The sequence below is a fragment of the Ruegeria sp. CF8 genome, from assembly GCF_056537285.1.
In genome coordinates, this window is sequence record NZ_JBQFRG010000013.1 from 47,855 (window position 1) to 73,080 (window position 25,226).

Below are 25,226 nucleotides of genomic sequence, written 5' to 3' on the forward strand. Positions count from 1 at the left end.
GAACCTGCTACCCGGCCCTGCCAGAGTGTAGGAAACAGGTCAAACCGGATACACTCATGTTTCGACTATATTCCGCGATCTGGCGCGCCAGTTCCGGACGGCAGATCGTTCTTATCGTGCTGTCCATCGCCATTGCAGCCCTTGCCGCCGTTCCGCTTGAGTTTCAGCGCGATATCGTCAACCACCTGACCGCTGATGATGTCAGTACTAAAAAGTTGATCCAACTGGGTATCGGCATGATGGCTGTTATCCTGATTAGTCTCGGGTTGAAATGGGTTTTAGGATACCGCGCTGGCACCTTGGGCGAAGACATTATTCGACTGATCCGACAGCGTCTGCTTTGGCGTTCGAGCGACATGAAGGGCACAGGTGAAGACCTGCGCAAGGGCACAATGACCACGGCCATTTCCGCCGAAGCCGAAGAGTTAGGAAAATTCGCAGGTGGCGCATTCTCGGATCCGGTGGTTCAAATTGGAACGCTGATCAGCGTGATCGGCTATATTTCATCCACGCAACCAGGGCTTGGGCTGATCGCCTTCTCGATGATCGTGCCGCAGATCATCATTGTTCTGGTATCGCAACGGAAAGTGAACACTTTTGTGGCAGAGCGCGTCCGCATCCTGCGCGGTGCCACGGACCGACTGACGACCGAGGACATCGAAGCGGTCGAGCGGGACATCAATACCATGTTTGACGACATTTACGACACACGGAGACGCATGTTCCTGTGGAAGCTGTCGGCCAAGTTTCTGCTAAGCGTTATCAACGGGGCCGGAACTGTTGGTATTCTGATGCTGGGCGGTTATCTGGTGTTACAGGGGAAAACGGATGTGGGCACCGTTGTGGCGGCCACCAGCGGCTTTAGCCGCATACAGGGGCCGACCGCATTTCTGATCGCTTTCTATCGCCAGGTCAGCGCCAATCGCATCAAATACGAGCTGATGCTGGAGCTGTTTGGCCCCGACCCAACACGGTATCGTTACCGTCCCAACGCATAAAAAAAGACCGCGCGGCGGGTGCCTGCGCGGTCTCTTTCACGAAGTGACGAAACGTCACGCGCGCTCGGAATATTCCATGGTTTCGGTGTTCACGACGATCATTTCGTCCTGCCCGATGAAAGGAGGCACCATGACTTTCACGCCATTGTCCAGCACCGCGGGCTTGAACGAGTTTGCAGCGGTCTGGCCTTTGACGACCGGCTCGGTCTCGACAATCTGGCAGGTTACTTTCTGCGGCAGCGTCGCGTTCAGCGCCTCGCTTTCGTAGAACTCAACGACAATGGTCATCCCATCCTGAAGGAACGGGCGACGTTCGCCCAACAAATCTGCTGGCAATTCAATCTGTTCGTAGGTTTCTGCATCCATGAACACCAGCATCCCGTCGGATTCGTACAGGAATTGCTGGTCTTTCTGCTCAAGGCGGACACGCTCGACCTTGTCCGCGGACCGGAAGCGTTCATTGAGTTTTGAGCCATTGCGCAGGTTGCGCAGTTCGACCTGAGCAAACGCCCCGCCCTTGCCCGGTTTTACGTGGTCAACTTTGACAGCTGCCCACAGGCCGTCGTTATGCTCAAGCACATTGCCGGGGCGAATTTCGTTCCCATTTATCTTGGGCATTACATAAATCCTTCACAAACGGTTGATGCATCAGTTGCGGTCCCTATATCTGGCGGGATCACACCTGACAAGACAACGACACCTAGTGCTGCACTTGCAGCAAGCCATGCAAGTGACGCAACGCAACTATGCATTTTAGCTGTATCCGAATCGCACCTAATAGGTCATAAGGACCCTCACGCCGAAAATGCAAGAGCAAGAACAACAAGGAAGACGAGATGAGAGATTTCGTTGACGGCACTGCCTTTAACAACGAGCAAGGCAATCGTGCGCGCAAACTTTTCGCGGCCGTTGTGTTGGCTGCACTCGATGACGCTATCGCCGATGACAAGAAATACGGCAATGGCCCCGAACAAATCGCCCGCTGGGCCCGTTCGCGCGATGGGCGCGAAGTGCTGTCCTGCGCGGGTATTGACCCGAACGAACGGGTTGTCAGCGGACTGATGGAGTTCGTGGGTCGTGGTGTGCGTACCTCGGTCGCACTGTCCCGTGAAGAAAGCGAGCGCCGCAACGCAGCTCAGCACGCGGAAGCCGCCTGAACTAAAGCGAGTTCGCACAGAAAAAACGCGCTCTGTCCGACAGAGCGCGTTTTTCTTTGCAGTGCTACGACTTTCAAAAGGCTAAAAAAACAACAGCCACTGCCGTGCCACCCATACTTCTACTAGAAGCATGACACCAAACATGGACTTGCCCCAGACGGACAGACCGCGCTGCCACAGTGCGACATACGCAGCAAGACAAACTGCGGCAGAAACCGGAGCCACCCATAATGCGTGATGGCTGCTGTCCCAATAGCTGACCGGGCTGTGAAACACCCAATCACTCAGGGGCCAGAATTGAGGTCGCCCGTCGCCCGCATGCAGCACAAAATCTGTCGCTAGGTGCAACAAACCTGCCGCTGCTCCGACAGCCACGGCGTGCCAGCCACGCCAAACTGCCAAAAACAGTGCAATCCCCCAGAGGATAAAGGAGTTGTCGATCGCAAAGACGGTTTGCCAGGCCTGCGAATAGTACAGTTGCCCAAAGACCACCTGTTCCGGAATTCCCAATACAAACAAGGACACTCCCACCATCAGATACAGGGACAAATCCGGCAGCACTGCCCCCAGCATTGCAGCCAACAGGATGCGGCCCTGCGGCGGTCGTGCAAAAGCGGCAGCCCCGATCAAAAGATGCGCTGGAGTGTTCATCGGGGGCTTTCCCTTCCCGCTCAAATCAAGTCATCTGCGCCCTGACTTATAGGAGACAACCCATGGTTCGCGCCATCATGATTCAAGGCACTGGCAGCAACGTTGGAAAATCGGTTCTTGTGGCCGGGCTAGCGCGCGCCTTTACACGGCGGGGTGTGCGGGTTGCTCCGTTCAAGCCGCAAAACATGTCGAACAATGCGGCCGTCACCGAAAACGGAGGAGAGATCGGCCGCGCGCAGGCGCTTCAGGCCCGTGCCGCAAAGCAGGCGACCCATACAGATATGAACCCTATCCTGCTGAAGCCCGAGACGGACACCGGTGCTCAGATCATCGTTCAAGGGCAGCGCGCGGGTACGATGAAGGCCGGTGACTACCGGAAGGACAAGTCCAAGCTGCTGGGGGCCGCTCTGGATAGCTTTGACCGGCTTTGTGCGGATGCGGATCTGGTTCTGATCGAAGGTGCGGGTAGTCCGGCGGAAACCAATCTGCGCAAAGGTGACATCGCCAATATGGGGTTTGCCTGCGCCGCAGGTATTCCAGTGGTTCTGGTCGGTGACATTCATCGTGGCGGTGTGATCGCACAGATCGTCGGCACTCAGGCTGTGCTGGACGACGGCGACCTGGCACAGATCCGGGGTTTTGCCGTGAACCGTTTCAAAGGGGACGTGTCTTTGTTTGACCAAGGGCGTGACGACATCGCCGCCCGTACTGGTTGGCCCTGCTTGGGTGTCGTGCCCTGGTTCCATGATGCGTGGAAACTGCCTGCTGAGGATATGATGGACATTCGCTCTCATACCGGCGGTACGTGTAAGGTGGTGGTGCCTCAGCTGGAGCGGATGGCCAATTTTGACGACCTCGACCCGCTGTCCGCTGAACCAGACGTGAGTGTCGAGATCATCCCAGCCGGACGTCCACTGCCCGGGGATGCCGATCTGGTTCTGCTGCCAGGCAGTAAATCCACTATCGGGGATCTGACCTATTTTCGGGCGCAGGGTTGGGACATCGACCTTTACGGCCATGTGCGCCGTGGCGGGCACGTTCTGGGCTTGTGCGGCGGCTATCAAATGCTGGGCAAAACGATTTCCGACCCGGATGGCGTCGACGGCAGACCCGGCAAGGTCGAAGGCTTGGGGTTGCTGGATGTCGACACTGTCATGGGCGGACAAAAGCAAGTCATTCTGCGTTCGGCCCATGCCCTGCCCGACCGCGATCCGGTCAGCGGGTATGAAATCCATATGGGACACACTGAAGGACCTGATTGTGACCGTGCATGGCTGGAGGTTGAAGGCAAACCGGAAGGTGCCGCCAGCGCCAATGGACAGATCAAGGGCAGCTATTTACATGGAATCTTTTCGTCCGACGCGTTCCGGGCGCATTATCTTTCAACGCTGGGCGTGACCTCGGGTGTCGCTTATGAGGATGGCGTTGAACAGGTTCTGGATGATCTGGCAGACCATTTGGAACACCACATGGATCTAGATCTACTGCTGAGCCTCGCCCAGTCCCCTCGCCGCGGCTAGGCGTTACTCCAGATCTTTTGCGGCAAGGGCACGTGCAATCTCGCGCCGGACCATCTTGCGCACATTCCGCGTGATCCGTTCGCCCATCGTGCCCTGTAGCTCTTGCCTGACAACTTCGGCGATCAGGGCGCGCAAATCCTCTTCATCCATGTCGATGCTTCTGCCATCGTCTACAGGCTCTGCCATCTCCTCGGTCTCGGCCCTCGGCGCGCGGATGAACTCAGCTTGAACGTGTGCTTCGCCCTCGTCGTCGGACGCGTCAGCTTGCTCAATGTCAATTGAACCGACAGCTTCGGCTGCGGCAAATTCTTTTTCTACGTTCCACGGCAAAGATTGCGACGGTGTGCCAGAGTAAGCATCTTCGCTGTCGCCGTCCGGTTCCCATTGATCTTCGGTTTGCGCAATGGCCGCTTCCAGCGCTTCGATCTTGGCGCTTAAGCTTGTTGCGGCATCCGCAGGCTGAGCAGGTTTAGGCGTATCGGCCGTGTCCTCGGCTGCGTTGGCCGGCTTGCCGGCCTGCACAATGTCGCAGGCCCGCAACAACATGGGTTTGGCCGAGTCGGGCCTCTTTAGGTCCGAGTCGGCCTGGTTCGCAACTCCATTGGTCTGCTTGGGTGAGCTGACACGCAAGGCATCCGTCAGAACCAATCGCCCCGGCTTTCTCGATGCAGGGTGTTGATCCGAGACGGATTTATCGCGGTTGTCTTCGCTTACCAGACGTTTGACCGAAGACAGAACGTCTTCGATCCCTGCTTTTACGACATTATCAGTCATTGTTCTCTACCGCTCTATCCTTAGATCGAGTGTAGCCAAACAATCCCAACCTCACAACAAATAGTATGGCCGATCAGTCCCGACGCAATGCTTTGAGGACGCGATCCAGATCTTTGCTCTGTTTGCTGACCCGTGCTGGCGCCTTTTTAACCAGGTTGTAATACAAGGTCGGATCGTAGATCTGCACTGCCAACCCAAGGCGTTCAGCCGTCAACAGGCCTTGAGCCTGCAACAGCTGATAAGCCGCGCGAGAGCGTTCGGTGCGCGAAGCAACTTCGGCCAATTGCGCATCCAGCAGATCTTGCTGAGCGTTCAGCACGTCCAGAGTTGTCCGCGCGCCCAGTGTTGCCTCTTCGCGAATCCCGTCAAACGCCACTTGCGATGCCCGAACCCGCTCAGTCGATGCCCTCAGGCTGGCGCTGGCCGCCTGGAACGCCGCATAACGGTCAGTCACGCCCTGTGTGATATCTTTTTGGACATTCAAAAGGTTCGCGCGCGACGCATCGCGGGTCGCCATTGCTCGGCGCACACTCGCAGCCAACCGACCACCTGCATAGACGGGCTGATTGAAGGTTAGCGAGATGGTTGCGTCGTTGACGTAGTCATCATTGTCATAGCTTTCCCTCACCCCTGCATCTGCATTCAGGTTGACATTCGGACCCAAGTTGGCCCGCTGTTGCTGCACGATCAGGTCAAATGCGCGCACCTGATGCTGGGCTGACAGAATCGCGGGATGGTTGCGCTGCGCAAGACTGACGGCCTCAGCTTCGGACCGCGGCAGGTTGGGCAGACTCGGCTGACCCGCGGTTCGACCCGGTGCCTTTCCGACTGCGTTCACATACTCAGCCTGCGCGATGCTCAACTCACCTCGCGCAACCGCCAGATCCGCCTGCGAGCTCGCCAACTGCGCTTCGGACAACGCAACGTCCGTACGGGTGACTTCGCCGACCTCAAACCGGTCGTTCGATGCCCTGAGTTCCTCGGCTGAAACCTCGACGTTGTTTTGGCGGATCGCCACGGTTTCTTCCTGCAGCAACACGCCCAGATAGGCGTTCGCCGCGCGGATCAGAACCTGTTGTTCGATGTCGATCAGAGTTTGCCGCGTCGACAACACGGTTTCCTGAGCAGATTGCTTGCCCAGAACCGAAGCACCGCCGTCATACAGAAGCTGACCCAGCGTCAGACCTGTAAAGAAGCGCGACGGCTCATTGGTCGTGACCACATTGCTGGTCCGACTGCGGGTGTAATCCTGGCTAACCTGCACTGTCCAGTTGATGATCGGCCGCAACGCCGCCAACGCGATGGCCACATCTTCATCCGCAGCCCGCAAAAGCGCTCGGTTCTGCTCTAGCAAACCGCTTGTATTATACGCACCGATGAAGGCGTCTGTTATGTTATCAGCCCACGCCGCACGACCTGGCATTACGCTCATGGCAAGCCCTGCGGTCACTGCGAATGCTCTGACCAGCCTGCCTGTCGCTGAACCACGCATACCGAAATCCTCTCAAAACGAAATTACACTGCCCTTCAGGCAGTTTGCGGCCTTGTTTTCAACTAATCAAGGCGGAAGAAAAATCTATCGGCGGACTATAGCGAAAATGCACACTCAGCCGAAAAACTCTCCAAGACCGGTGCGCTGGCGTTAAACGCGTCGCGCCAGCTGACCTGACCGCCAGACTTTCGACCAATCCGCACGGTCCCCAGGTTGCCATCGACAAACAAGCACGCGATTCGGCCGTGTTCCTTGAGTTGATCCAGCAAAGGTTCGGGGATTTGCTCAACACCGCCCTGCACCATGATCACGTCGTACGGGCCATGTTCGGCAACGCCCTGTTCCAGCGGGCCCACATGGATGATGGCATTGTCGACATCTGCTTCGGCCAGAAGGCTTTGCGCCTCAGCCGCCAGTGCTTCGTTACTTTCCACACCAACGACCAACTGAGCCATACGCGCGGCCACCGCCGTGGAATACCCCATGGCCGGCGCGATATCGAGAACCATCTCATCATTCGAAATGTTCAACGCATCCAGCATTTTGGCCAGTGTCCGCGGCTCAATCATCGCGCGTCCCTCGCCCATATCGATCAAACAGTCGACATAGGCAGCTTCACGCTGAGCATCCGGCACGAAATTTTCGCGTGGAACGCTCAACATTGCTTCGATGATCGGGAACTTGGTGACATCAGAGGGTCGGACCTGTGTATCAACCATTGTGCGGCGCCGGGCTGCGAAATCTGTCATTGGGTATCTCGTCTCATTCCCATGGATGTCCGGCTTGTGCCACATCCTGACCCGACCAGCAACGGCCCTGTTGCCGCAACCAAGATAAGGTGTTGAAATAATCCGTCGCCGGTTACTGTGAAATTCAATCTTGTCGCCAAATTTGCACGCAATCCACTGGACGCCCTCCAGGAAAGCTGCTAAAACCCCACGCACACCACAGCAAGTATTTGATTTTACTTGAAAAGGCGAGTTGGCGGAGTGGTGACGCAGCGGATTGCAAATCCGTGTACACCGGTTCGATTCCGGTACTCGCCTCCACAACATCTTCTTACCGCGCTTGCGTCGAGCTTTTCGTAGTTTCTGATCCTCAGCTTTTGCTGCGATTGCCCTCGCATATGGGCTTCATTCGCACCGTAATCCAATCCAACAAGAATTGCCGCCCAAAGGCATACGATGAGACAAAGCCCCCTATGTGATTGGTGAGAGGCGTAGTGGTGACCTCTAAATGCGTACCATCACATGAGTAACATTATGTCCAAAACTGGATCAAAAACGAAACTTCATGACAGCAAAGACGAAATGAATTAAGTGTTTATTCAAGAAAAGTAAAAAAGTTCTGGACGTATTGTGGAACACATAACCTTTACCTTCGAGATGGGGGTCGTTTGCGCCCTTCTCGCTTTCACTGTTTTCCTGTTTGTGTCCGAGGTCGTGAGAATCGACCTTTCCGCCATACTGGTCCTGGTTCTAGTCGGTCTGCTAAGCTATGCGCCCGGGCTTGAAAATCTGGCGGATGTCCCGCGTCTGTTCGATGGGTTCGCTTCCAACGCAGTCATTTCGATTATTGCGGTCATGATCGTTGGTGCTGGCCTGGATAAAACCGGCATCATGAACAAAGTTGCAGCCGTAATTCTGAAATATGGTGGCAAATCGGAAGGCCGTGTGCTGCCAATCATCTCCGGTACCGTTGGCGTTATTTCTTCCTTCATGCAGAACGTCGGCGCCGCGGCCTTGTTCTTGCCAGTTGTCAGCCGGATATCCACGAGATCCGGCATTCCACTGTCGCGTCTGCTTATGCCGATGGGGTTCTGTGCGATCCTGGGTGGTACGATGACGATGGTGGGGTCCTCACCGCTGATCTTGCTCAACGACCTGATCCAAACGGCCAATAACGGCCTGCCGGACAATCAGAAAATGCAGCCGTTCGGACTATTCTCAGTAACACCGATCGGGGCGGTACTGATCCTGACGGGCATCGGGTACTTTCTGCTGCTGGGGCGCTGGGTTCTCCCTGCGCCGGAAGAGGCCGACAACACGGGCACCGGCCAAGGCACACAAGAGTATTTGCAGCGGGTGTATGGGCTCAAGGCAGATGTGTTCGAAGTTGTTGTGCCTGCGGACAGCCCGCTGGTGGGACAGATCCTGGCCGACATCAACCATGAGAACCACTTGTACATCATCTCGACCTTCTATCGCGGCAAAACCTCTATGGTTCAGGTTCTTACCGCTGAAATCGCGGCCCCTTGTCGGCTTGCGATTGTCGGACGCCGTGGCGAGGTGGAGGTTTTTGCAAAGAAATTCGGTTTAACGGTTCTTCCCGATCTGGATGTTTTTGTTGAGGAGTTCGCACCCACCAATGCCGGTATCGCCGAAGTGGTCGTTACCCCCGACAGCAAATTGATCGGCAAATGCCCGCGCGAGCTTTTGTTCCGCAAAACATACGGCATGTCGCTTCTGGCCATTCACAGAGGGGAAGAAACGCTCAGCCACGTAGAGACCGAAGATCATCAATCCACTCAGATCGGGCTGGAAAAGTTCCATGCCGGTGACATGCTTGTCGCGCACACACGATGGGACAATCTGATGCGGATCACGCGTGATCCGGATTTCGTAGTGGTGACAAGCGACTTTCCGCAAGAGGAACTGAGACCTCAGAAAGTCGGGTGGGCGCTTGCCTTTTTCGCTATTTCAATATGCCTGATCCTGTTTACCGACGTACGCCTTTCGCTGTGTCTTCTCACCGGGGCAGCTGGCATGATGTTGAGCCGTGTTCTCAGCGTGGATGAGGCTTACCGCGCCGTTGGATGGAACACTGTTTTCCTGCTCGCCTGCCTCATACCTTTGGGACAGGCCGTGCAAAACACCGGCACAGCCGCATGGATCGCGCAGCAGATCATGGTCATTCTTGATGGTTGGCCGCTTTGGTCGCTTCAAACCGGCGTTGCCGTTCTGGCGACTGCCTTTTCGCTGGTTATGTCGAATGTTGGAGCCACGGTATTGCTTGTTCCACTTGCAGTTTCAATTGCGGTGGCTGCCGGAGGCAACCCTGCCGTCTTCGCGCTGACGGTTGCCATTTCCACTTCGAACAGCTTCATCATCCCGACCCATCAGGTCAACGCATTGATCATGGGTCCGGCAGGGTACAAGGTCATGGATTTCGTCCGTTCAGGCGGCATCATGACCGCGCTGTTCCTAGTTGTGTCATTGGTGATGATCAACGTTATGTACTAGCGCAGCAATCGGGACCAGATTTCCGGATTAGCCCACCCCGATTGCCATTGACATTTCGTTGGAAAGCTCAGGCTGAACCTCTACGCCGAGCGACGGCCTTGCGGGACAACCTCATACCCCGGCTCTTCCGGTTCATCATCTTCCATCTCAGGTGGGAAGCCGGGAGCTGTGATATCCAAACCTGTCGCCTCTTCCAGTCGTTTGATGATATTCGGCGACAGCTCGCGGTCGCCATACCGTGCAATGCCATCTTCAAAAATCTTGATCATGACCGGGTTCATTTCCAGAGGCACCCCTGCGCGGTCGGCAACCTCCTGAAACAGACCGATATCCTTTTTCACCAAGTCCATAGTGAAAGAAATATCGCGCGAACCGTTCAGGATGACCTGACTTTCCGTTTCATGCACAAAGGATGTGCCGGACGAGATTTTTATCGCCTCATAGGTAGTGTTTAGGTCCATGCCCGCCGCCTTTGCCGTGACAAGCGCTTCGGCGCAGGTGATCAGGTTGGCCGTGGCCAGATAGTTGGTCAGCACCTTCAGGACTGAGGCAGAACCCAATTCACCAGTGTGCAAAACACGCCGTCCCATGGTGGTCAGAAACGGCAAAATCCGCTCAAAAGTCGCACGATCACATCCCGCGAAGATCGAGATATTGCCGGTGGCTGCCCGATGGCACCCGCCCGAAACCGGGCAGTCCACTGCCGCGCCGCCGCGTTCGATCACCTCGGCCCCCAAACGCTTGACCTCGGCCTCATCGGTTGTCGACATCTCCATCCAGATCTTGCCGGGGCCCACTTCGGGTAGCATCTCTTGCATGACCGCATCTGATGCCGCAGGCGATGGCAAGCAGGTGATGACCGCGTCGCAATCGCGCATCAGCTGTGACGGGCCTTCTGCCGCCTTTGCGCCACGGGCAACGAACTCGGCCACCAGATCCGTGTTAAGATCGTGCACCGTCAGATCAATCCCGTTTCGCAGCAAGGATCCCGAAAGCTTGCCGCCAACGTTTCCCAACCCGATGAATCCTACTTTCATATGTCGCCTCTCCCTGCTGGCTTGTACCTGTCATGCGATCACGGATTTATCTGACCATTCATGCCGCCCAACGACAACCACAGGTCGCTTTTCACACCCGCCTCCTGATGTTACGCGCAACGCGCTTGACAAGCGGGCCAGCGGTGCCGCATGACCCATTCGTTGGTGTCGGCAAGAGCCGATGAAAAGGGAATGCGTCAACGGAACTTCCGCCAAACGCAGCCGCCCCCGCGACCGTGACCGGAGAGGGTGCCCAATGCCACTGGCCTAGGCCGGGAAGGCGGGACATCCGACAGAGGACCCTGACGTACCGGGCCTCTGACATCCGCAAGCCGGGAGACCTGCCAACACCCGAAGTTGAAACCGGGCGGGGTGTTCCGGTATCGGGTCCATGTTGCAACACGTGGCCCGCTTGAAACCCCGTCCCCCGCGAAGAGGATTTGGGGGGATGAGAGACATGACTGAGACCACACCGGTCGAGCTGCTGGTCTGCACGACCTGCCGCCGCGGGCTGCCTATCGAAGACGATGCGCAACGCCCCGGTACATTGCTGCACCAGGCCTTGGAACAAGCAGAGCTGCCCGAAGGCATCACCCTGAAACCTGTCGAATGCCTTTCGAACTGCGACCAAGGCTGTTCTATCGTGCTGCGCGGTGGTCCCGATCGCTGGACCTTCGTTTACGAGAACCTGAACGAAGTGGACCATGTCGATGTAATCGTCGACGGTGCGACCAAGTATCTGGCCACCAAAGATGGCCTGGTGAAATGGCGCGAGCGCCCTGAACATTTCCGCAAAAACTGCGCCTCGCGCATTCCCCCGATTGGAGCCTGACATGTCGAATCTCGAAAAACTTCCCGTCACCGTGATCACCGGCTTTCTGGGCTCGGGCAAAACCACACTGGTCAAACACCTGATGCAGAACCCGCAGGGCAAACGTCTGGCTGTTGTCGTCAACGAGTTTGGCGATGTGGGCGTGGATGGTGACATCCTGAAATCCTGTGCCATCCCGGATTGCCCGGCGGAAAACATCATGGAGCTGGCGAACGGTTGCATCTGCTGCACCGTCGCGGATGACTTCATCCCGACCATCGAGGCGCTGATGGCGCTGGAACCGCGCCCCGAGCATATCCTGATCGAAACCTCTGGGCTCGCCCTGCCCAAGCCGCTGTTGAAAGCATTCGACTGGCCGGACATTCGCTCGAAAATCACCGTCGATGGCGTGATCGCTCTGGCCGATGCTGAGGCCGTTGCCGCCGGTCGCTTTGCGCCGAATGTCGAAGCTGTCGATGCCCAGCGCATGGCCGACGACTCGATCGATCACGAAACGCCCCTGTCCGAAGTGTTCGAGGATCAGATTTCCTGCGCCGACATCATCCTGCTGACCAAGCCTGATCTTGCAGGCCCGGAAGGTGTGGCAAAGGCCAAAAAGGTGATCGCCGCCGAAGCACCGCGCCCCCTGCCCGTGGTCGAAGTTGCCGAAGGGGTTGTGGACGTCCGCGTTGTACTGGGTCTGGAAGCGGCTGCCGAGGACGACATGGATGCCCGCCCGTCGCACCACGACGGTCACCACGATCACGAACATGACGATTTCGAAAGCATCATCGTCGAGCTGCCGGAACAAACCGACCCTGCCGATCTGGTCGCCAAGATCGAACGTCTGGCGTCAGAGCTGAACATCCTGCGTGTCAAAGGCTATGCCGCAGTTCAGGGCAAACCCATGCGCTTGCTGGTACAGGCCGTCGGCGCGCGCGTCCGTCACCAATATGACCGCCCATGGGAACCGGGCGAAGAGCGCCGCTCGCGTCTGGTGATCATTGCCGAGCATGACGACATCAAAGAGGCCAAGATTCACGAGATCCTTGCAGGCGTCACCGAGGCTGCCGAGTAACCCATGCACGTCGTCTTCCGCGAAAGCCACGGGCTCGAGGAAACCGAGACCCCAACCGATCTGGGCCAAAGCCCGGCGGATCTGGTTGTTTTGTCCTTCTCGGACAGCGACCTCGGCGCTTTCGCGGCGGGTTGGCATCGTGGCGGCGGAACCGAGGGTCGTATGCCGACGCTTCGATTGGCCAATTTGGCCGCGCTCAAACACCCTCTGTCCGTCGACACCTATGTCGAACAGACGCTCGACGGCGCCAAGGGCATTTTGATCCGCCTGATTGGCGGCGTGCCATACTGGTCCTACGGCTTGCAACAGGTTATGGCGCTGGCGCAGTCCAAGGGGATCGCGCTTGCCGTTCTGCCTGCGGATGGGCGCGAAGATACGCGGCTGGATGACTACTCCACCCTACCCGTTTCAACGCTGCGCCGTCTGGCCCATCTGTGCGACACTGGTGGCGAGGTCGCAGCACAAGCCGCATTGGCCCAGATGGCCTTGGCTGCCGGGCTGTATGCCGGGCCGGTGATGGGCGCAAAGACTCTGCCTGAATGCGGGGCATGGTGCCCGGATCGTGGTGTAATCCCAGCGGATACCGCGTTCGAAGACGACGCGAAACGTATCGTCGTCACGTTTTATCGCGCCTACCTGACGTCGGCCGACACCGCCCCAGTCGCAGCTCTGATCCGCAGTTTGCGTGCGCGCGGATTTGCGGCAGTGGGCCTGTTCGCACCTTCACTCAAAGCGCCATCAGCTGCCGATTGGTTGCGCGAAACTCTTGTGGCGTTGGCCCCCGCTGCGATCATCAACGCCACATCCTTTTCCGGCAAAGGCGCGTCCGGCACGTCTCCGTTGGATGCCGCCAATGTGCCGGTGTTTCAGGTCGCTCTGGCCACCTCGCGCCGCAAAGCCTGGGCCGAGGCGGAGCGCGGTCTCTCGCCCGCCGACCTGGCCATGCATGTTGTACTGCCCGAGGTAGACGGACGAATTTCAGCGGGCATCGCCTCGTTCAAAGAGCCGGGCAAACGCGATCCGCATCTGGAATACTCCCGCTTCGCCCACCGGGCCGAGGCGGAGCGGATCGAAGCAATCATCGACCGTGTATCAGGCTGGCTGAGCTTGAACCACAAACCGAAGGCCGAGCAGACCCCCGCGTTGGTGCTGTCGACCTATCCCGGCAAAGACTGGCAGATGGCCCATGCGGTGGGTCTGGACGCGCTGGCATCCGCCGAGGCGATGCTGTCCGATCTCCAGAACGAAGGTTATGACACCGCGCCAGCTGAACCGATTGCTGAAACACTGCTGGACGCCCGCATTTCCTGGCCGCTGGAAGAGTACTTGCAAGCGCTGACCGATCTGCCAGAGCAGTTGCGAACCGACCTTCAAACGGTTTGGGGCAAATGCGAAGATGATCCCGCCTGTGCAGATGGCGCGTTTCACTTCACAGCGCTGCGCCGGGGCAAAGCTCTGGTCGCGTTGCAGCCCGAACGCGGCACACCCGAACTGCGCGATGACGATTATCACGACCTGTCGCGCACCCCGCGCCACAGCTATGTCGCCTTTTATCTTTGGTTGCGCAAAGGTCTGGGTGCGGATGCGCTGATCCATATCGGCGCGCATGGCACGCTGGAATGGTTGCCGGGTAAATCTGTGGCCCTGTCTGCCGACTGCTGGCCCGAGGCGCTGATCCGCGACCTGCCAGTGATCTACCCCTTTATCGTCAACGACCCCGGCGAAGCCGCGCAGGCCAAGCGTCGGGTCGGGGCCGTCACGCTGGGCCATATCCCACCACCGATGAAGGAAAGCGGTACGCCTGACCGGATGGTGAGGCTGGAATCATTGCTGGATGAGTTTTCGAACGCAGACGGATTAGACCCCAAGCGCCGCGACCGTTTGCAAGAAGATATCCGGGATGAAGCACAAGCCATCGGGCTTGAAAACGATCTTGGATTGGATCAGGCCACCTGCACCGCCGAGGCGATCACCCGGATCGACCGTTTTGTCTGCGACATCAAGGAAAGTCAGTTCGGTGACGGGCTACATATCTTTGGCCGCGTGCCAGAAGTGGCGGGCAATTTCGACCCAACGGCTTCGGCCCATGCCGAACGAAGTGCTCTGATCGACGCGCTCGCGGGCAAACGGATCGAGGCTGGCCCATCCGGCTCTCCCTATCGCGGGCGGTCGGACGTGCTGCCGACCGGGCGGAACCTTTATACAACCGACCCACGCTCGGTCCCGACTCGCGCAGCATATGCGCAGGGCGTCAAACTGGCCGAAGAACTGGTGCGCCGTCATCTGCAAGAAGAAGGCGATTTTCCCAAAGGGCTGATCGTTGACCTGTGGGGCTCGGCCACCATGCGCACGGCAGGTGAAGAATTTGCCATGGCGCTGCATCTGCTGGGCGTCAAACCCGTTTGGGACAAGGGTTCCGAACGGGTGTCGGGCATCGAAGTCCTGCCAATCACCGATCTCAGCCGCCCGCGTCTGGACGTAACCCTGCGCGTATCGGGCTTGTTCCGGGACGTGTTCCCGACCCTTTCGGCGCTTTATGGTCAGGCTGTTCGTGCGCTGTCTACGCGTGACGAAGCCCCGGACTGGAACCCCTATGCAGGTCTGGCTCCCTCGGCCCGCGTTTACGGCCCGGCACCCGGCAGCTACGGCGTCAACATGACCCAATTGTCCGAAGTCTACACGGAAGAGGCGCGCGTTCAGGCGGGTGAGGCTTGGCTGGAGGCCAGTTCTTTCGCGCTGGAAGGCGACCACATCGCACAGGACAAAGACGGTATCACCCAGCGCATGGCCAATGCTGACAGCTTTGTTCACCTGCAGGATCTGACCGAGACCGATCTGCTGCTGGCCAATGATTATGCCACGCATGAGGCCGGATTTGCGGCAGCCAAGAAAATCACCGGCGGCAGCGTACAGCTTTACCATCTGGACAACACCAACCCCGAAAACCCCCGCGCCCGAACCTTGCCGGAAGAGATCAGCCGCGTCGTTCACGCTCGCGCCGCAAATCCCGGCTGGATCGCAGGGATGCAGCGGCACGGTTTCCGGGGCGCGGCTGAAATCGCGGCGACGCTGGATCACATGGCATCCTTCGCGCATCTGTCCGGGACAGTCGCGCCGCACCTTTTTGACCTCTACCATGACGCCACATTGGGCAACGAAGAGGTAGACACCTTCCTGCAAGAGGCCAACCCCCTGGCCCATCAAGCAATGCAGGACCGTTTCCGCGCGCTGCTGGAGGCCGGGCTTTGGAACACCCGTCGAAACTCGATCCGGGCGGATTTGGAGGGTCTGACATGAGCGCTCCTGTCGTGCAGGGTTGGTGCCCCGGTGCTCACCGTCCGATGATGTCCGGCGACGGGCTGGTCGTGCGTGTAAGGCCCCGGCTGGCGCGTCTGAAAGCGGATCAGGCGCTGGGTCTGTGCGATCTTGCAGATCGGTTTGGCAACGGGTCGATCGATCTGACCAACCGCGCCAATCTGCAATTGCGGGGCGTGGCGGACTATGACCATCAGCCGCTGCTTAAGGAGCTTGCTGCGCTGAACCTTCTGGATGCGGAACCCGGCATCGAGGTGCGACGCAATATACTGGTTACTCCGCTGTATCAGGCCGGTGATTTGACTTCGCGGCTGACTCAGGAACTGATCGACCGGTTGGCAGAGTTGCCTGCCCTACCCGCCAAGTTCGGCTTTGCCATCGACACTGGACCCGCGCGGTTGTTGAACTCGGATTCGGCGGATATTCGTCTGGAAACGGGCGTTGATGGCCTGATCCTGCGCGCCGATGGCTGCGAAACCGGGCGACCTGTGACCGAGAACAACGCCGTTGACCATGTGATCGCGTTGGCCATGTGGTTTTCAAAGACGTACACGTCCGAAGCCCGGCGCATGGCGCGGGTCATCGACGCGTTGCCGCAGGAATGGCAAGGACATGCGCCCGGCCCCGTCGGTGCAAATCTGCAACCCGGCCCATGTGATCTGGGCGCGCTGTATGGCGCGGCTTTTGGATCGCTGCCCGCGCGTAAGCTTTATGATCTGATTGACGACAGCGACGCATCTGCCCTGCGCGTCACGCCGTGGCGGTTGATCCTGCTGGAAGGCGGGGCGGCGATACCCGCGCCAGAGTTTGTCACGGACGCCTCTGACCCGCTGATGACCACCGACGCCTGCCCCGGCGCACCTTTCTGCCCGCAAGCGCAAGTGGAAACCCGCGACATCGCCCGCGCCCTGGCTGCGCGCGTTCCTGGACGCCTGCATGTCTCGGGCTGCGCCAAGGGCTGTGCCCGGATGGGTTCTGCCGACATCACTTTGGTGGGCGCAAGCGGACGATTTGATCTTGTAAAACAGGGCCGCGCAGGGGATGAGCCCTGCCAGCGCGGGCTCGACCCCGAAACACTCATGACTATGGACTTCACCTGATGCCCTACACATACGAAACCGATGGCGCGGCGATCTACAAGGAAAGCTTTGCCACCATCCGGTCCGAGGCTGATCTGGCCCGTTTTGATGCGGATGAAGAACAGGTCGCTGTCAGAATGATCCACGCCGCTGGCATGGTCGGGCTGGAAGAGTTCGTTCATTTCTCACCTGGTTTTGTGACGGCTGCCCGTACGGCGTTGGAAAATGGCGCACCGATCCTGTGTGATGCGCGTATGGTCAGCGAAGGTGTGACCCGTTTCCGCCTGCCCGCCGACAACGAAGTGATCTGCACCCTGCATGACGAACGCGTGCGCCCTTTGGCGGCCGAGATGAGCAACACCCGCTCTGCTGCTGCGTTAGAACTTTGGCGGCCGCATCTGGACGGTGCATTGGTCGCCATCGGTAACGCGCCGACGGCCCTGTTCCACCTTCTGAACATGCTGGAAGACCCTGATTGCCCGCGCCCCGCCGCGATCATTGGCTGCCCCGTGGGCTTTGTTGGCGCGGTAGAATCCAAGGATGCCCTGTGGGAGGCACAACCGGTGCCGTCCTGCATTGTCAAAGGTCGTCTGGGCGGCAGTGCCATCACCGTGGCGGCCGTCAACGCCATCGCAAGTCGGGCAGAATGAGCATGGGCACCATATACGGTGTGGGCCTAGGCCCCGGTGACCCGGATCTGATGAGCGTCCGGGCGGATCGCCTGTTACGCAACGCCAAGCATGTGGCCTTTTTCCGCAAGCCGGGCCGCAGCGGTCAGGCGCGCAAGATAGTCAACGGAATGATCCCTGAAGGCGCGGTCGAGTTCCCTATGGAATACCCTGTGACCACCGAAATCCCGGTCACGGACCCACGTTACAACGAATTGCTGGCCGCGTTCTACGAGGATTGCACTGCCCATCTGAAAACACTGTCGGAACAGGGCGAAGACGTTGTGGTTCTGTGCGAGGGCGATCCGTTCTTCTATGGTTCGTTCATGCATCTTTACAACCGGTTGCGCAATGAAGCACCGGTTGAGGTTGTGCCCGCAATCACCGGCATGTCCGGTGCGTGGACGGCAACTGGTGATCCGATCACATGGGGTGATGACGTGCTTACCGTGCTGGTTGGCACCCTGCCCGAAGACACTCTGGCCGAGCGTATGGCGCAAACCGACGCGCTGGTTGTGATGAAAATCGGGCGGAACATCGACAAGGTGAAGAGGGCTTTGAAGACCTCAGGCCTCTATGACCGGGCGTGGATTGTGGAATACGCGCAGATGCCGAACCAGACAGTGACAAAACTGTCGGAGGCCTGTGAAAAGATCACCCCATATTTCTCGATCATCGTGGTGCATGGCCAGGGACGGCGACCATGAGCGGTTGGGTCAAGATTGCAGGGTTGGGACCGGGCGATGAGGCATTGGTGACACCCGAAGTCACCGCAGCTCTGGCTGAGGCCACCGATGTGGTAGGTTACATCCCTTATGTGGCGCGTGTGGCCGAACGCCCCGGCCTGACCTTGCACGAAAGTGATAACCGGGTCGAAATCGACCGCTCGCAACATGCTTTGAAAATGGCAGCCGAGGGCAAGAAAGTTGTCGTCGTATCCTCGGGCGACCCAGGCGTGTTTGCCATGGCCGCAGCCGTCTTTGAGGCGCTGGAGAGCGGCCCGGTAGAATGGCGCGATCTTCAGATCGATGTATTGCCAGGTATCACTGCAATGCTGGCCGCATCTGCGCGGGCGGGTGCGCCCATGGGGCATGATTTCTGTGCCATCAACCTCAGCGACAACCTGAAACCATGGTCTTTGATCGAAAAGCGTCTGCGTCTGGCGGCACAGGCGGATTTTTCGATGGCCTTTTACAATCCACGCTCAAAGTCTCGCCCGGAAGGCTTTGTAAAGACATTGGAAATCCTGCGTAACGAATGTGAGCCCGAGCGCCTGATTATGTTCGCTCGCGCGGTTTCGCGAGCGGATGAGGCAATCCGTATTTCGACGCTTGCCGAAGCTACGCCCGAGATGGCCGATATGCAGACAGTGGTCATTGTCGGGTCATCCCGCACTCGGATTATCGAACGCAACGGCGCACCGATCGTCTACACGCCACGCTTCACCCCTGATAAGGATCAGGGATGAGACAGCCAGTCCAGAACCTGAGCAACAGTCGCAAGCTCGGTCCGCTTTGGCAGAACCGGGCGGTCGATCATCAGCACGGGCACGCCCAGCGCACACGCTGCATCCAGCTTGGCCCGCGCGCCGGTGCCTCCCGCGTTCTTGGACACAACCAGTTGCGTTCCGTGGCGCTGCATCAACGCACGATCCTCGGTTTCGGTAAAAGGCCCTCTGGCTATGACAACTTCCGCGTTCGGCAGGGGCAAGCTGTCAGGTTCATCCACGAGACGCAGCAAGTAGTGATGCTGGGGCCGAGCAGCAAAATCACCAAGATGCATACGGCCAACGGCAAGGAACACGCGCCGCGCGTCGCCGGACAACCTGTCGACGGCTGCTGCAATGTCAGGGACATGATGCCAGTTGTCGCCGGGCTGCCGCGTCCAAGCCGCGCGTGTCAGCGCGGCCAAGGGCGTCTGCGTTGCGCGACACGCCTCAATCGCATTCCGGCTCATCTGGGCCGCAAATGGATGGGTCGCATCCACAACGTGCGTGACCGCGTTTTTTCGGATGTAGCCAGCCAGACCGTCAGGACCGCCGAAGCCGCCAACCCGCACGGTCAAAGGCTGTGGACGAGGGTTTTCCACCCGACCTGCGTAAGAATAGACAGCCGCAATCCCTTGTTCCGCAACGACTTTGGCCAAAGCGTTGGCCTCGGTTGTGCCGCCAAGAATCAGGAGGTTGGTCATGTCTAAAGCTCCGTGGCTGACCGTTTTGGGATTAGGCGAAGATGGGCTTGATGGCCTGTCGCCAACAAGCCGTCAAGTGCTGGACCGGGCCGAAGTGATCATGGGGCCAACGCGCCACCTTTCGCTTCTGCCAGAAACCAAGGCAGAACGCATCGAATGGCCGGTGCCGTTCTCGGATGGACTGCCAATCCTGCAAGGCTTGCGTGGAAGACAGACTGTCGTTCTGGCCTCGGGCGATCCGTTTTGGTTTGGTGCAGGCTCGGTCATCGCGCGCAATTTCGATACCGCTGAATGGGTCGCCCTGCCCGGCCAATCCACCTTTTCGCTGGCTGCCGCCCGGCTGGGCTGGCCGTTGGAAAGCACTTTGACCTTTGGCCTGCACGCCGCACCCCTCACCCGGCTTCGGCCTCATCTGGCACCGGGCTTGCGCGCGATTCTGTTGCTGCGTGACGGAAAGGCTGTTGCGGAACTGGCGAAATATCTGACCGAGACCGGTTTTGCGGATTCTTCCCTGCACGTTATGCAAGCCTTGGGTGGGCCGCGCGAAAATACTCAGTCCGTTTCGCTGACCGAAGCTTTATTGCGCACGTTCGATCATCCCGTCTGCGTTGGACTGGAGGTTACCGGTATAGGTCCTGCCCTGTCCAAAGCATCAGGCAAACCCGACGAGATTTTTGAGACTGACGGGCAGATCACCAAACGCCCCATCCGTGCACTGACCCTTTCGGCTTTAGCCCCGCAACGAGGCGAGCATCTGTGGGATATCGGCGGCGGAACAGGTTCAATCAGCATCGAATGGTTGATGTGTGATCCAACCTTGACCGCGACCAGCATCGAGCCTCGCGCCGATCGGGCTGAGCGCATCCGCCGCAATGCCGATGCATTGGGCCAGGATCGCCTGAGCGTCATTCACGGAACCGCACCAGAAGCGCTGTCTGGCGTCAGCCTGCCAGATGTCGTTTTCATCGGCGGAGGGTTAAGTACCAGCCTGCTGACGTGGCTGCGTGGTGCGCTTCCCAAAGGCACACGCCTTGTCGCCAATGCGGTCACGTTGGAAAGCGAAGCCCTACTCGCACAATGGCACACAGACCTGGGTGGCGATCTGTTGCGCATTGAACTGGCACATTCCGCCCCGCTGGGACCGAGGCGCGGCTGGAAGTCTGCCTATCCGGTGGTGCAGTGGAGCGTAACGCTATGATCGTTGCTGGCCTCGGTTTCTCCTCTGCTGCGACAGCCGACAGTTTGCGTGAAGCATTTAACGCGGCGACTGCGAACCATGATGTGGCAGCCTTGGCGACTGTTGCCGACAAGGAAGGCCATTCAGCACTGACATCTTTTGCAGAAGAGGTGTCGCTGCCCGTGCATTTCATTGCCGCAGCCGATTTGGCCGGGCAACGCACACTCACCTGCTCGACCCGCAGCCGTGCCACCTATGGCACCGGAAGCGTGGCCGAAGCATCCGCATTGGCTGCCGCCGGAAAGCTATTTGGCTCGGGCGCGCGGCTGCTCTCACCCAGACAGATTTCAGACGACCGGCTGGCGACCTGCGCCATAGCCATCGGAGGACAAACATGACCGTTCATTTCATCGGCGCCGGACCGGGCGCTGCCGACCTGCTGACGCTGCGCGGGCGCGACATCATCGCATCCTGCCCCGTGTGCCTTTATGCTGGGTCACTGGTGCCCGAAGAGATCCTGAGCCACTGCCCCGAGGGCGCAAAGATCATCAACACCGCGCCCATGGATCTGGATCAGATCATGGCCGAGATCGACGCGGCACATAAAGCGGGTCAGGACGTGGCGCGCCTGCATTCTGGCGACCTGTCGGTCTGGTCGGCGATGGGCGAACAAATCCGCCGCCTGAAAGAGATGGGTATCCCCGTCAGCGTCACACCGGGCGTGCCTTCCTTTGCCGCCGCCGCCGCCGCGCTGGGTACGGAACTGACGTTGCCGGGTCTGGCACAATCCGTGGTACTGACCCGGACACCGGGGCGTGCGTCTTCGATGCCCGAGGGCGAAACGCTGGAGAACTTTGCGCGCACAGGGGCGACGCTGGCTATTCACCTGTCGATCGGCAATCTGGACAAGGTCATCGCCGATCTGACACCAGCCTATGGTGCAGATTGCCCCGTGGCCGTAGTCTATCGCGCCAGCTGGCCGGACGAGCAGATCATTCGGGCCACGTTGGAAACACTCAAAGACGTGCTGGACGAGAAAATCTCGCGCACTGCATTGATTATGGTTGGTCCGGCGCTGGCGGGCGAAGGTTTCGACGAAAGTTGCCTCTATTCCAAGACCTACGACCGACGCTATCGCCCGCAAAGCGCGGACAGCCCGTGGTCCAGCTGGAGCCACGGTGATGACTAATCCCCCCGGCATTTTGATCTCGGCCCCGTCTTCGGGCACCGGCAAGACAACGGTGATGCTGGGTCTGTTGCGGGCGCTCGCCGAAGACGGGCTGACCGTGCAGCCGTTCAAGAGCGGCCCCGATTACATCGACCCAGCCTTTCACCGGGCGGCCGCAGGGCGGGCTTCGTTCAACCTGGATAGCTGGGCAATGGGTGATCCTTTGCTGAACGCGATTTCAACACAGGCCGAAGGTGCGGATATCGTTGTGGCCGAAGGTTCGATGGGGCTGTTCGACGGTGTTGCCAAACCCGGAGAGCTGGGCCACGGGTCAAGTGCTGAAACCGCTGCGCGCATGGGGTGGCCTGTGGTTCTGGTTCTGGACGTCGGCGGTCAAGCGCAATCGGCGGCAGCCACGGCGTTGGGGTTCAAGATGTACAACCCCGATCTGCCCTTTGCCGGAGTGATCCTGAACCGCTGCGCCAGCCCCCGGCACGAGCGTTTGACCCGGCTGGGGATGGAGCGCGCTGGATTACCGGTGCTGGGCGTGCTGCCCCGTCGCGGAGATCTGACATTGCCGGAACGGCATCTGGGTCTGATCCAGGCGGTTGAGCATCCGGATCTGGAAAGCGCAATCGTCGGCTATGCTGCGTTTCTGCGCGAACATGTTGATCTTGAGGCGATCAAGCGGGCGGCTTCCTCAGGCCCCAGCGGGCAATCGTCAGCCGCGCTGCCGCGCGCCCCTGCTCAGCGGATTGCACTTGCCCGGGATGCAGCCTTTTCGTTCACCTATCCGCACCTCTTGGAAGGCTGGCGTGCAGCCGGGGCCGAAATCCTGCCTTTCTCGCCACTGGCCGATGAAGCGCCTGCGACAGACGCCGATCTGGTCTGGCTGCCTGGTGGTTACCCTGAGTTGCACGCCGGAACCCTGGCCGCAGCGAACACGTTCCTGACGGGTCTGCGCAAGCATGCAGAGACCAAGCCCGTTCATGGGGAATGCGGGGGGTATATGGCGCTTGGAACAGCGCTGATTGACAAGGATGGCGTGCAGCATGAAATGGCGGGTTTGCTGGGACTGGTGACGTCGTATCAAAAGCGTAAGTTCAACCTTGGTTATCGCAAGGCTGAGCTTCTTGCGCCCATGCCTGGTTTTGCTGAAGGCACAGCACTGCGCGGGCACGAATTCCACTATTCTTCGATTGTGGACCAACCTGATGCCCCCCTTGCGCGTGTGTTTGATGCCGAAGGCGCAGAAGGCCCGCAGACGGGCTCGGTGCGCGGCAATGTCACCGGCACTTTCTTTCACCTGATCGCAGAGGCCTCGGCATGAGCGGCTTTGTCTCTTTCATCGGATCGGGGCCCGGTGATCCGGAACTACTGACGCTGAAGGCCGTGGACCGGATGCAAAAGGCCGATGCCATTCTGTTTGATGACCTGAGCAGCGGGCCAATCCTGGGCCACGCGCGCGAGGATGCGGATCTTGTAGGGGTCGGCAAACGGGCTGGTCGCCCCTCGCCCAAACAGGACCATGTCAGCCGGTTGTTGGTAGATTACGCCCAGACCGGCCAGCACGTTGTGCGGCTGAAGTCTGGCGATGGCGGCATGTTCGGACGTCTGGAAGAAGAGCTTGTGGCCCTGCGTGAAGCTGGAATCGCTTATGAAATCATTCCCGGCATCCCCTCTGCCATCGCAGCAGCAGCGGCGGCAGGCATTCCACTGACGCGCCGGTTGACCGCGCGGCGGGTGCAATTTGTCACCGGTCACGACGTCAGCGGTGAACTGCCGGACGATCTGAACCTGACTGCTTTGGCGGATTCTCAAGCGACCACCGTTGTGTTCATGGGCAAGCGCACCTTCCCGCTGCTGGTTGAAGCGTTGAACGCCCATGGCCTGCCACTGGACACTCCGGCGTTGATGGCTGAATCCGTGTCGACCCCGGATCAAAAGCTGCAGCGCGCTACCATCGGCGCGTTGGCGGATCAGTTGAAATCCGAGATTGGCAAAGCTCCGGCGTTGATCCTGTATGGCCCGCTGGCGGAGTTCGAAGATGATTGACCTGAGCCTGATCGGCATTGGCACCGGCAACCCGGATCACGTGACCCTTCAGGGCGCGCAGGCCATCCGGGCGGCGGATCTGATTCTGATTCCGAAAAAAGGGGATAACAAAGCCGATCTGGCCGGGCTGCGCGAGGAAATCATTGCCGAAGTCACAGATACCGCGCCCCAGATCGCTTACTTCGATATCCCCAAACGCCGCGCTGACGATGGCTATTTGCGCGGAGTTGACGATTGGCACGATGCCATTGCCCTGCGCTGGCAAAAGGCTATGGACGCCCACCCAACGGCACAACATGTGGCCTTGCTGATTTGGGGGGACCCGTCGCTCTATGACAGCTCGCTGCGCATCGCTGCCCGGCTGGACCCCAAACCCAAAACGAAAGTGATCCCCGGCATTACCGCCTTGCAAGCGCTGACGGCGGCCCACGCGATCCCGATCAACGATCTGGGCGCGCCTTACGTCGTGACAACAGGGCGCCGCATTCGGGATGAAGGGTGGCCCGCAACCGGCTCAAAAGTGGCGGTTATGTTAGATGGAGAATGCTCATTCCAATCCCTTGAGATGGCGGAATTCGACATCTGGTGGGGCGCGTATGTGGGTATGAAAGAAGAGCTGCTGATCAGCGGTCCGCTGGATCAGGTCGCCCAACAGATTCTGGATACGCGTGCCAAAGCACGAGCAGATCATGGCTGGATCATGGACATCTATGTGCTGAAGAAGCGCTGAGGTTTGTTGCACGCGATGAACACGCGTTTGTGACCGCGCAGCGCGCCTAAGTCTGGCACAAAAGTCTCAGCATTCTATCGGAGA

Annotated in this window: 24 protein-coding genes, 1 tRNA gene and 1 riboswitch; of the genes, 18 read left to right on the forward strand and 7 right to left on the reverse strand. The window is 59.0% G+C overall.

Annotated elements, in window-relative coordinates; translation table 11 throughout:
* The first annotated feature begins 56 nt into the window (after nt 1–56).
* Entirely contained in the window at nt 57–998 is a 942-nt protein-coding gene (locus ACR0EV_RS22125; protein WP_480802071.1) for an ABC transporter transmembrane domain-containing protein, read from the forward strand.
* Nucleotides 999–1,052: 54 nt separating this feature from the next.
* On the opposite strand, the gene efp is transcribed toward ACR0EV_RS22125, so the two are convergent.
* Entirely contained in the window at nt 1,053–1,616 is a 564-nt protein-coding gene (efp, locus tag ACR0EV_RS22130) for an elongation factor P (protein WP_170459112.1), read from the reverse strand.
* A gap of 218 nt (nt 1,617–1,834) precedes the next feature.
* Between efp and ACR0EV_RS22135 the strand changes: the two genes are divergently transcribed.
* Nucleotides 1,835–2,155: a DUF6280 family protein gene (locus tag ACR0EV_RS22135; RefSeq protein ID WP_171090939.1), complete on the forward strand. Its 321-nt coding sequence runs from the start codon at nt 1,835–1,837 to the stop codon at nt 2,153–2,155.
* Between the two features lie 81 nt (nt 2,156–2,236).
* Here the strand turns inward: ACR0EV_RS22135 and ACR0EV_RS22140 are convergent, their stop codons facing one another.
* A complete protein-coding gene (locus ACR0EV_RS22140; RefSeq protein ID WP_480802072.1) occupies nt 2,237–2,806 on the reverse strand; it encodes a cobalamin biosynthesis protein CobQ in 570 nt (189 codons plus the stop codon).
* Nucleotides 2,807–2,868: 62 nt separating this feature from the next.
* On the opposite strand from ACR0EV_RS22140, the gene ACR0EV_RS22145 reads away from it, so the two are divergent.
* Nucleotides 2,869–4,326: a cobyric acid synthase gene (locus ACR0EV_RS22145; protein WP_480802073.1), complete on the forward strand. Its 1,458-nt coding sequence runs from the start codon at nt 2,869–2,871 to the stop codon at nt 4,324–4,326.
* 3 nt (nt 4,327–4,329) lie between these two features.
* Here ACR0EV_RS22145 and ACR0EV_RS22150 read toward each other — a convergent pair whose 3' ends face one another.
* From ACR0EV_RS22150 to ACR0EV_RS22160, 3 genes are all read right to left on the reverse strand, one after another.
* Nucleotides 4,330–5,100 (reverse strand): hypothetical protein, encoded by a 771-nt coding sequence (locus ACR0EV_RS22150; RefSeq protein ID WP_480802074.1) that lies wholly within the window; start codon nt 5,098–5,100, stop codon nt 4,330–4,332.
* A 73-nt stretch (nt 5,101–5,173) separates the two neighbouring features.
* Entirely contained in the window at nt 5,174–6,592 is a 1,419-nt protein-coding gene (locus ACR0EV_RS22155) for a TolC family outer membrane protein (RefSeq protein WP_480802075.1), read from the reverse strand.
* Between the two features lie 95 nt (nt 6,593–6,687).
* Entirely contained in the window at nt 6,688–7,341 is a 654-nt protein-coding gene (locus ACR0EV_RS22160; RefSeq protein WP_480802076.1) for a protein-L-isoaspartate O-methyltransferase family protein, read from the reverse strand.
* Nucleotides 7,342–7,567: 226 nt separating this feature from the next.
* On the opposite strand from ACR0EV_RS22160, the gene ACR0EV_RS22165 reads away from it, so the two are divergent.
* Together ACR0EV_RS22165 and ACR0EV_RS22170 are read left to right on the forward strand one after the other, a co-directional pair.
* A tRNA-Cys gene (locus tag ACR0EV_RS22165) sits at nt 7,568–7,641 on the forward strand.
* Between the two features lie 336 nt (nt 7,642–7,977).
* Entirely contained in the window at nt 7,978–9,834 is a 1,857-nt protein-coding gene (locus tag ACR0EV_RS22170; protein WP_480802133.1) for an SLC13 family permease, read from the forward strand.
* A gap of 80 nt (nt 9,835–9,914) precedes the next feature.
* Here the strand turns inward: ACR0EV_RS22170 and ACR0EV_RS22175 are convergent, their stop codons facing one another.
* Nucleotides 9,915–10,871: an NAD(P)-dependent oxidoreductase gene (locus ACR0EV_RS22175; RefSeq protein ID WP_480802077.1), complete on the reverse strand. Its 957-nt coding sequence runs from the start codon at nt 10,869–10,871 to the stop codon at nt 9,915–9,917.
* Nucleotides 10,872–11,017: 146 nt separating this feature from the next.
* Nucleotides 11,018–11,234, forward strand: a riboswitch (cobalamin riboswitch).
* A gap of 94 nt (nt 11,235–11,328) precedes the next feature.
* On the opposite strand from ACR0EV_RS22175, the gene ACR0EV_RS22180 reads away from it, so the two are divergent.
* The 7 genes from ACR0EV_RS22180 to cobJ are packed head-to-tail and all read left to right on the forward strand — an operon-like array spanning nt 11,329 to nt 19,290.
* On the forward strand, nt 11,329–11,703 hold the full coding sequence (locus tag ACR0EV_RS22180; protein ID WP_480802078.1) for a DUF1636 family protein: 375 nt from the start codon (nt 11,329–11,331) through the stop codon (nt 11,701–11,703).
* 1 nt (nt 11,704) lies between these two features.
* Complete coding sequence (cobW, locus tag ACR0EV_RS22185) at nt 11,705–12,760, forward strand: cobalamin biosynthesis protein CobW (RefSeq protein WP_480802079.1); 1,056 nt, start codon at nt 11,705–11,707, stop codon at nt 12,758–12,760.
* Between the two features lie 3 nt (nt 12,761–12,763).
* On the forward strand, nt 12,764–16,057 hold the full coding sequence (gene cobN / locus ACR0EV_RS22190; protein ID WP_480802080.1) for a cobaltochelatase subunit CobN: 3,294 nt from the start codon (nt 12,764–12,766) through the stop codon (nt 16,055–16,057).
* Nucleotides 16,054–17,175, forward strand: a complete 1,122-nt coding sequence (locus tag ACR0EV_RS22195; RefSeq protein WP_480802081.1) for a cobalamin biosynthesis protein CobG — start codon at nt 16,054–16,056, stop codon at nt 17,173–17,175. The genes cobN and ACR0EV_RS22195 overlap by 4 nt, the downstream gene beginning before the upstream one ends.
* Nucleotides 17,175–17,804 carry a precorrin-8X methylmutase gene (locus ACR0EV_RS22200; protein ID WP_171091005.1) on the forward strand — a complete coding sequence of 210 codons (630 nt, stop codon included), beginning with the start codon at nt 17,175–17,177 and terminating at the stop codon, nt 17,802–17,804. The genes ACR0EV_RS22195 and ACR0EV_RS22200 overlap by 1 nt, the downstream gene beginning before the upstream one ends.
* Nucleotides 17,801–18,529, forward strand: coding sequence for a precorrin-2 C(20)-methyltransferase (locus ACR0EV_RS22205; RefSeq protein WP_171091007.1), 729 nt, complete (start codon nt 17,801–17,803; stop codon nt 18,527–18,529). Before ACR0EV_RS22200 ends, ACR0EV_RS22205 begins: the two co-directional genes overlap by 4 nt.
* A complete protein-coding gene (gene cobJ, locus ACR0EV_RS22210; RefSeq protein WP_480802082.1) occupies nt 18,526–19,290 on the forward strand; it encodes a precorrin-3B C(17)-methyltransferase in 765 nt (254 codons plus the stop codon). Before ACR0EV_RS22205 ends, cobJ begins: the two co-directional genes overlap by 4 nt.
* On the opposite strand, the gene ACR0EV_RS22215 is transcribed toward cobJ, so the two are convergent.
* Complete coding sequence (locus ACR0EV_RS22215; protein ID WP_480802083.1) at nt 19,281–20,012, reverse strand: cobalt-precorrin-6A reductase; 732 nt, start codon at nt 20,010–20,012, stop codon at nt 19,281–19,283. The two genes, cobJ and ACR0EV_RS22215, sit on opposite strands and share 10 nt — an antisense overlap.
* Here ACR0EV_RS22215 and cbiE point away from each other — a divergent pair.
* The 6 genes from cbiE to cobF are packed head-to-tail and all read left to right on the forward strand — an operon-like array spanning nt 20,011 to nt 25,142.
* Entirely contained in the window at nt 20,011–21,210 is a 1,200-nt protein-coding gene (gene cbiE, locus ACR0EV_RS22220; RefSeq protein ID WP_480802084.1) for a precorrin-6y C5,15-methyltransferase (decarboxylating) subunit CbiE, read from the forward strand. The two genes, ACR0EV_RS22215 and cbiE, sit on opposite strands and share 2 nt — an antisense overlap.
* On the forward strand, nt 21,207–21,587 hold the full coding sequence (locus ACR0EV_RS22225) for a cobalamin biosynthesis protein (protein WP_480802085.1): 381 nt from the start codon (nt 21,207–21,209) through the stop codon (nt 21,585–21,587). Before cbiE ends, ACR0EV_RS22225 begins: the two co-directional genes overlap by 4 nt.
* Nucleotides 21,584–22,378 carry a precorrin-4 C(11)-methyltransferase gene (gene cobM / locus ACR0EV_RS22230; RefSeq protein ID WP_480802086.1) on the forward strand — a complete coding sequence of 265 codons (795 nt, stop codon included), beginning with the start codon at nt 21,584–21,586 and terminating at the stop codon, nt 22,376–22,378. The genes ACR0EV_RS22225 and cobM overlap by 4 nt, the downstream gene beginning before the upstream one ends.
* Nucleotides 22,371–23,687: a cobyrinic acid a,c-diamide synthase CobB gene (locus tag ACR0EV_RS22235; protein ID WP_480802087.1), complete on the forward strand. Its 1,317-nt coding sequence runs from the start codon at nt 22,371–22,373 to the stop codon at nt 23,685–23,687. The genes cobM and ACR0EV_RS22235 overlap by 8 nt, the downstream gene beginning before the upstream one ends.
* Nucleotides 23,684–24,412 carry a uroporphyrinogen-III C-methyltransferase gene (cobA, locus tag ACR0EV_RS22240; protein WP_480802088.1) on the forward strand — a complete coding sequence of 243 codons (729 nt, stop codon included), beginning with the start codon at nt 23,684–23,686 and terminating at the stop codon, nt 24,410–24,412. The genes ACR0EV_RS22235 and cobA overlap by 4 nt, the downstream gene beginning before the upstream one ends.
* Nucleotides 24,405–25,142 carry a precorrin-6A synthase (deacetylating) gene (cobF, locus tag ACR0EV_RS22245; protein WP_480802089.1) on the forward strand — a complete coding sequence of 246 codons (738 nt, stop codon included), beginning with the start codon at nt 24,405–24,407 and terminating at the stop codon, nt 25,140–25,142. Before cobA ends, cobF begins: the two co-directional genes overlap by 8 nt.
* Nucleotides 25,143–25,226 lie beyond the last annotated feature (84 nt).

What these genes read in the sequence shown, in the direction of transcription:
- ACR0EV_RS22215 (WP_480802083.1), bottom strand. Translation starts at nt 20,012, where the DNA reads ATGACCAACCTCCTGATTCTTGGCGGCACAACCGAGGCCAACGCTTTG.
- ACR0EV_RS22195 (WP_480802081.1), top strand. Translation starts at nt 16,054, where the DNA reads ATGAGCGCTCCTGTCGTGCAGGGTTGGTGCCCCGGTGCTCACCGTCCG.
- ACR0EV_RS22135 (WP_171090939.1), top strand. Translation starts at nt 1,835, where the DNA reads ATGAGAGATTTCGTTGACGGCACTGCCTTTAACAACGAGCAAGGCAAT.
- cbiE (WP_480802084.1), top strand. Translation starts at nt 20,011, where the DNA reads ATGTCTAAAGCTCCGTGGCTGACCGTTTTGGGATTAGGCGAAGATGGG.
- cobA (WP_480802088.1), top strand. Translation starts at nt 23,684, where the DNA reads ATGAGCGGCTTTGTCTCTTTCATCGGATCGGGGCCCGGTGATCCGGAA.
- ACR0EV_RS22160 (WP_480802076.1), bottom strand. Translation starts at nt 7,341, where the DNA reads ATGACAGATTTCGCAGCCCGGCGCCGCACAATGGTTGATACACAGGTC.
- ACR0EV_RS22170 (WP_480802133.1), top strand. Translation starts at nt 7,978, where the DNA reads ATGGGGGTCGTTTGCGCCCTTCTCGCTTTCACTGTTTTCCTGTTTGTG.
- ACR0EV_RS22225 (WP_480802085.1), top strand. Translation starts at nt 21,207, where the DNA reads ATGATCGTTGCTGGCCTCGGTTTCTCCTCTGCTGCGACAGCCGACAGT.
- ACR0EV_RS22180 (WP_480802078.1), top strand. Translation starts at nt 11,329, where the DNA reads ATGACTGAGACCACACCGGTCGAGCTGCTGGTCTGCACGACCTGCCGC.
- efp (WP_170459112.1), bottom strand. Translation starts at nt 1,616, where the DNA reads ATGCCCAAGATAAATGGGAACGAAATTCGCCCCGGCAATGTGCTTGAG.
- ACR0EV_RS22125 (WP_480802071.1), top strand. Translation starts at nt 57, where the DNA reads ATGTTTCGACTATATTCCGCGATCTGGCGCGCCAGTTCCGGACGGCAG.
- ACR0EV_RS22150 (WP_480802074.1), bottom strand. Translation starts at nt 5,100, where the DNA reads ATGACTGATAATGTCGTAAAAGCAGGGATCGAAGACGTTCTGTCTTCG.
- cobJ (WP_480802082.1), top strand. Translation starts at nt 18,526, where the DNA reads ATGAGCGGTTGGGTCAAGATTGCAGGGTTGGGACCGGGCGATGAGGCA.
- ACR0EV_RS22145 (WP_480802073.1), top strand. Translation starts at nt 2,869, where the DNA reads ATGGTTCGCGCCATCATGATTCAAGGCACTGGCAGCAACGTTGGAAAA.
- ACR0EV_RS22175 (WP_480802077.1), bottom strand. Translation starts at nt 10,871, where the DNA reads ATGAAAGTAGGATTCATCGGGTTGGGAAACGTTGGCGGCAAGCTTTCG.
- ACR0EV_RS22140 (WP_480802072.1), bottom strand. Translation starts at nt 2,806, where the DNA reads ATGAACACTCCAGCGCATCTTTTGATCGGGGCTGCCGCTTTTGCACGA.
- cobW (WP_480802079.1), top strand. Translation starts at nt 11,705, where the DNA reads ATGTCGAATCTCGAAAAACTTCCCGTCACCGTGATCACCGGCTTTCTG.
- ACR0EV_RS22235 (WP_480802087.1), top strand. Translation starts at nt 22,371, where the DNA reads ATGACTAATCCCCCCGGCATTTTGATCTCGGCCCCGTCTTCGGGCACC.
- cobN (WP_480802080.1), top strand. Translation starts at nt 12,764, where the DNA reads ATGCACGTCGTCTTCCGCGAAAGCCACGGGCTCGAGGAAACCGAGACC.
- ACR0EV_RS22205 (WP_171091007.1), top strand. Translation starts at nt 17,801, where the DNA reads ATGAGCATGGGCACCATATACGGTGTGGGCCTAGGCCCCGGTGACCCG.
- ACR0EV_RS22200 (WP_171091005.1), top strand. Translation starts at nt 17,175, where the DNA reads ATGCCCTACACATACGAAACCGATGGCGCGGCGATCTACAAGGAAAGC.
- cobF (WP_480802089.1), top strand. Translation starts at nt 24,405, where the DNA reads ATGATTGACCTGAGCCTGATCGGCATTGGCACCGGCAACCCGGATCAC.
- cobM (WP_480802086.1), top strand. Translation starts at nt 21,584, where the DNA reads ATGACCGTTCATTTCATCGGCGCCGGACCGGGCGCTGCCGACCTGCTG.
- ACR0EV_RS22155 (WP_480802075.1), bottom strand. Translation starts at nt 6,592, where the DNA reads ATGCGTGGTTCAGCGACAGGCAGGCTGGTCAGAGCATTCGCAGTGACC.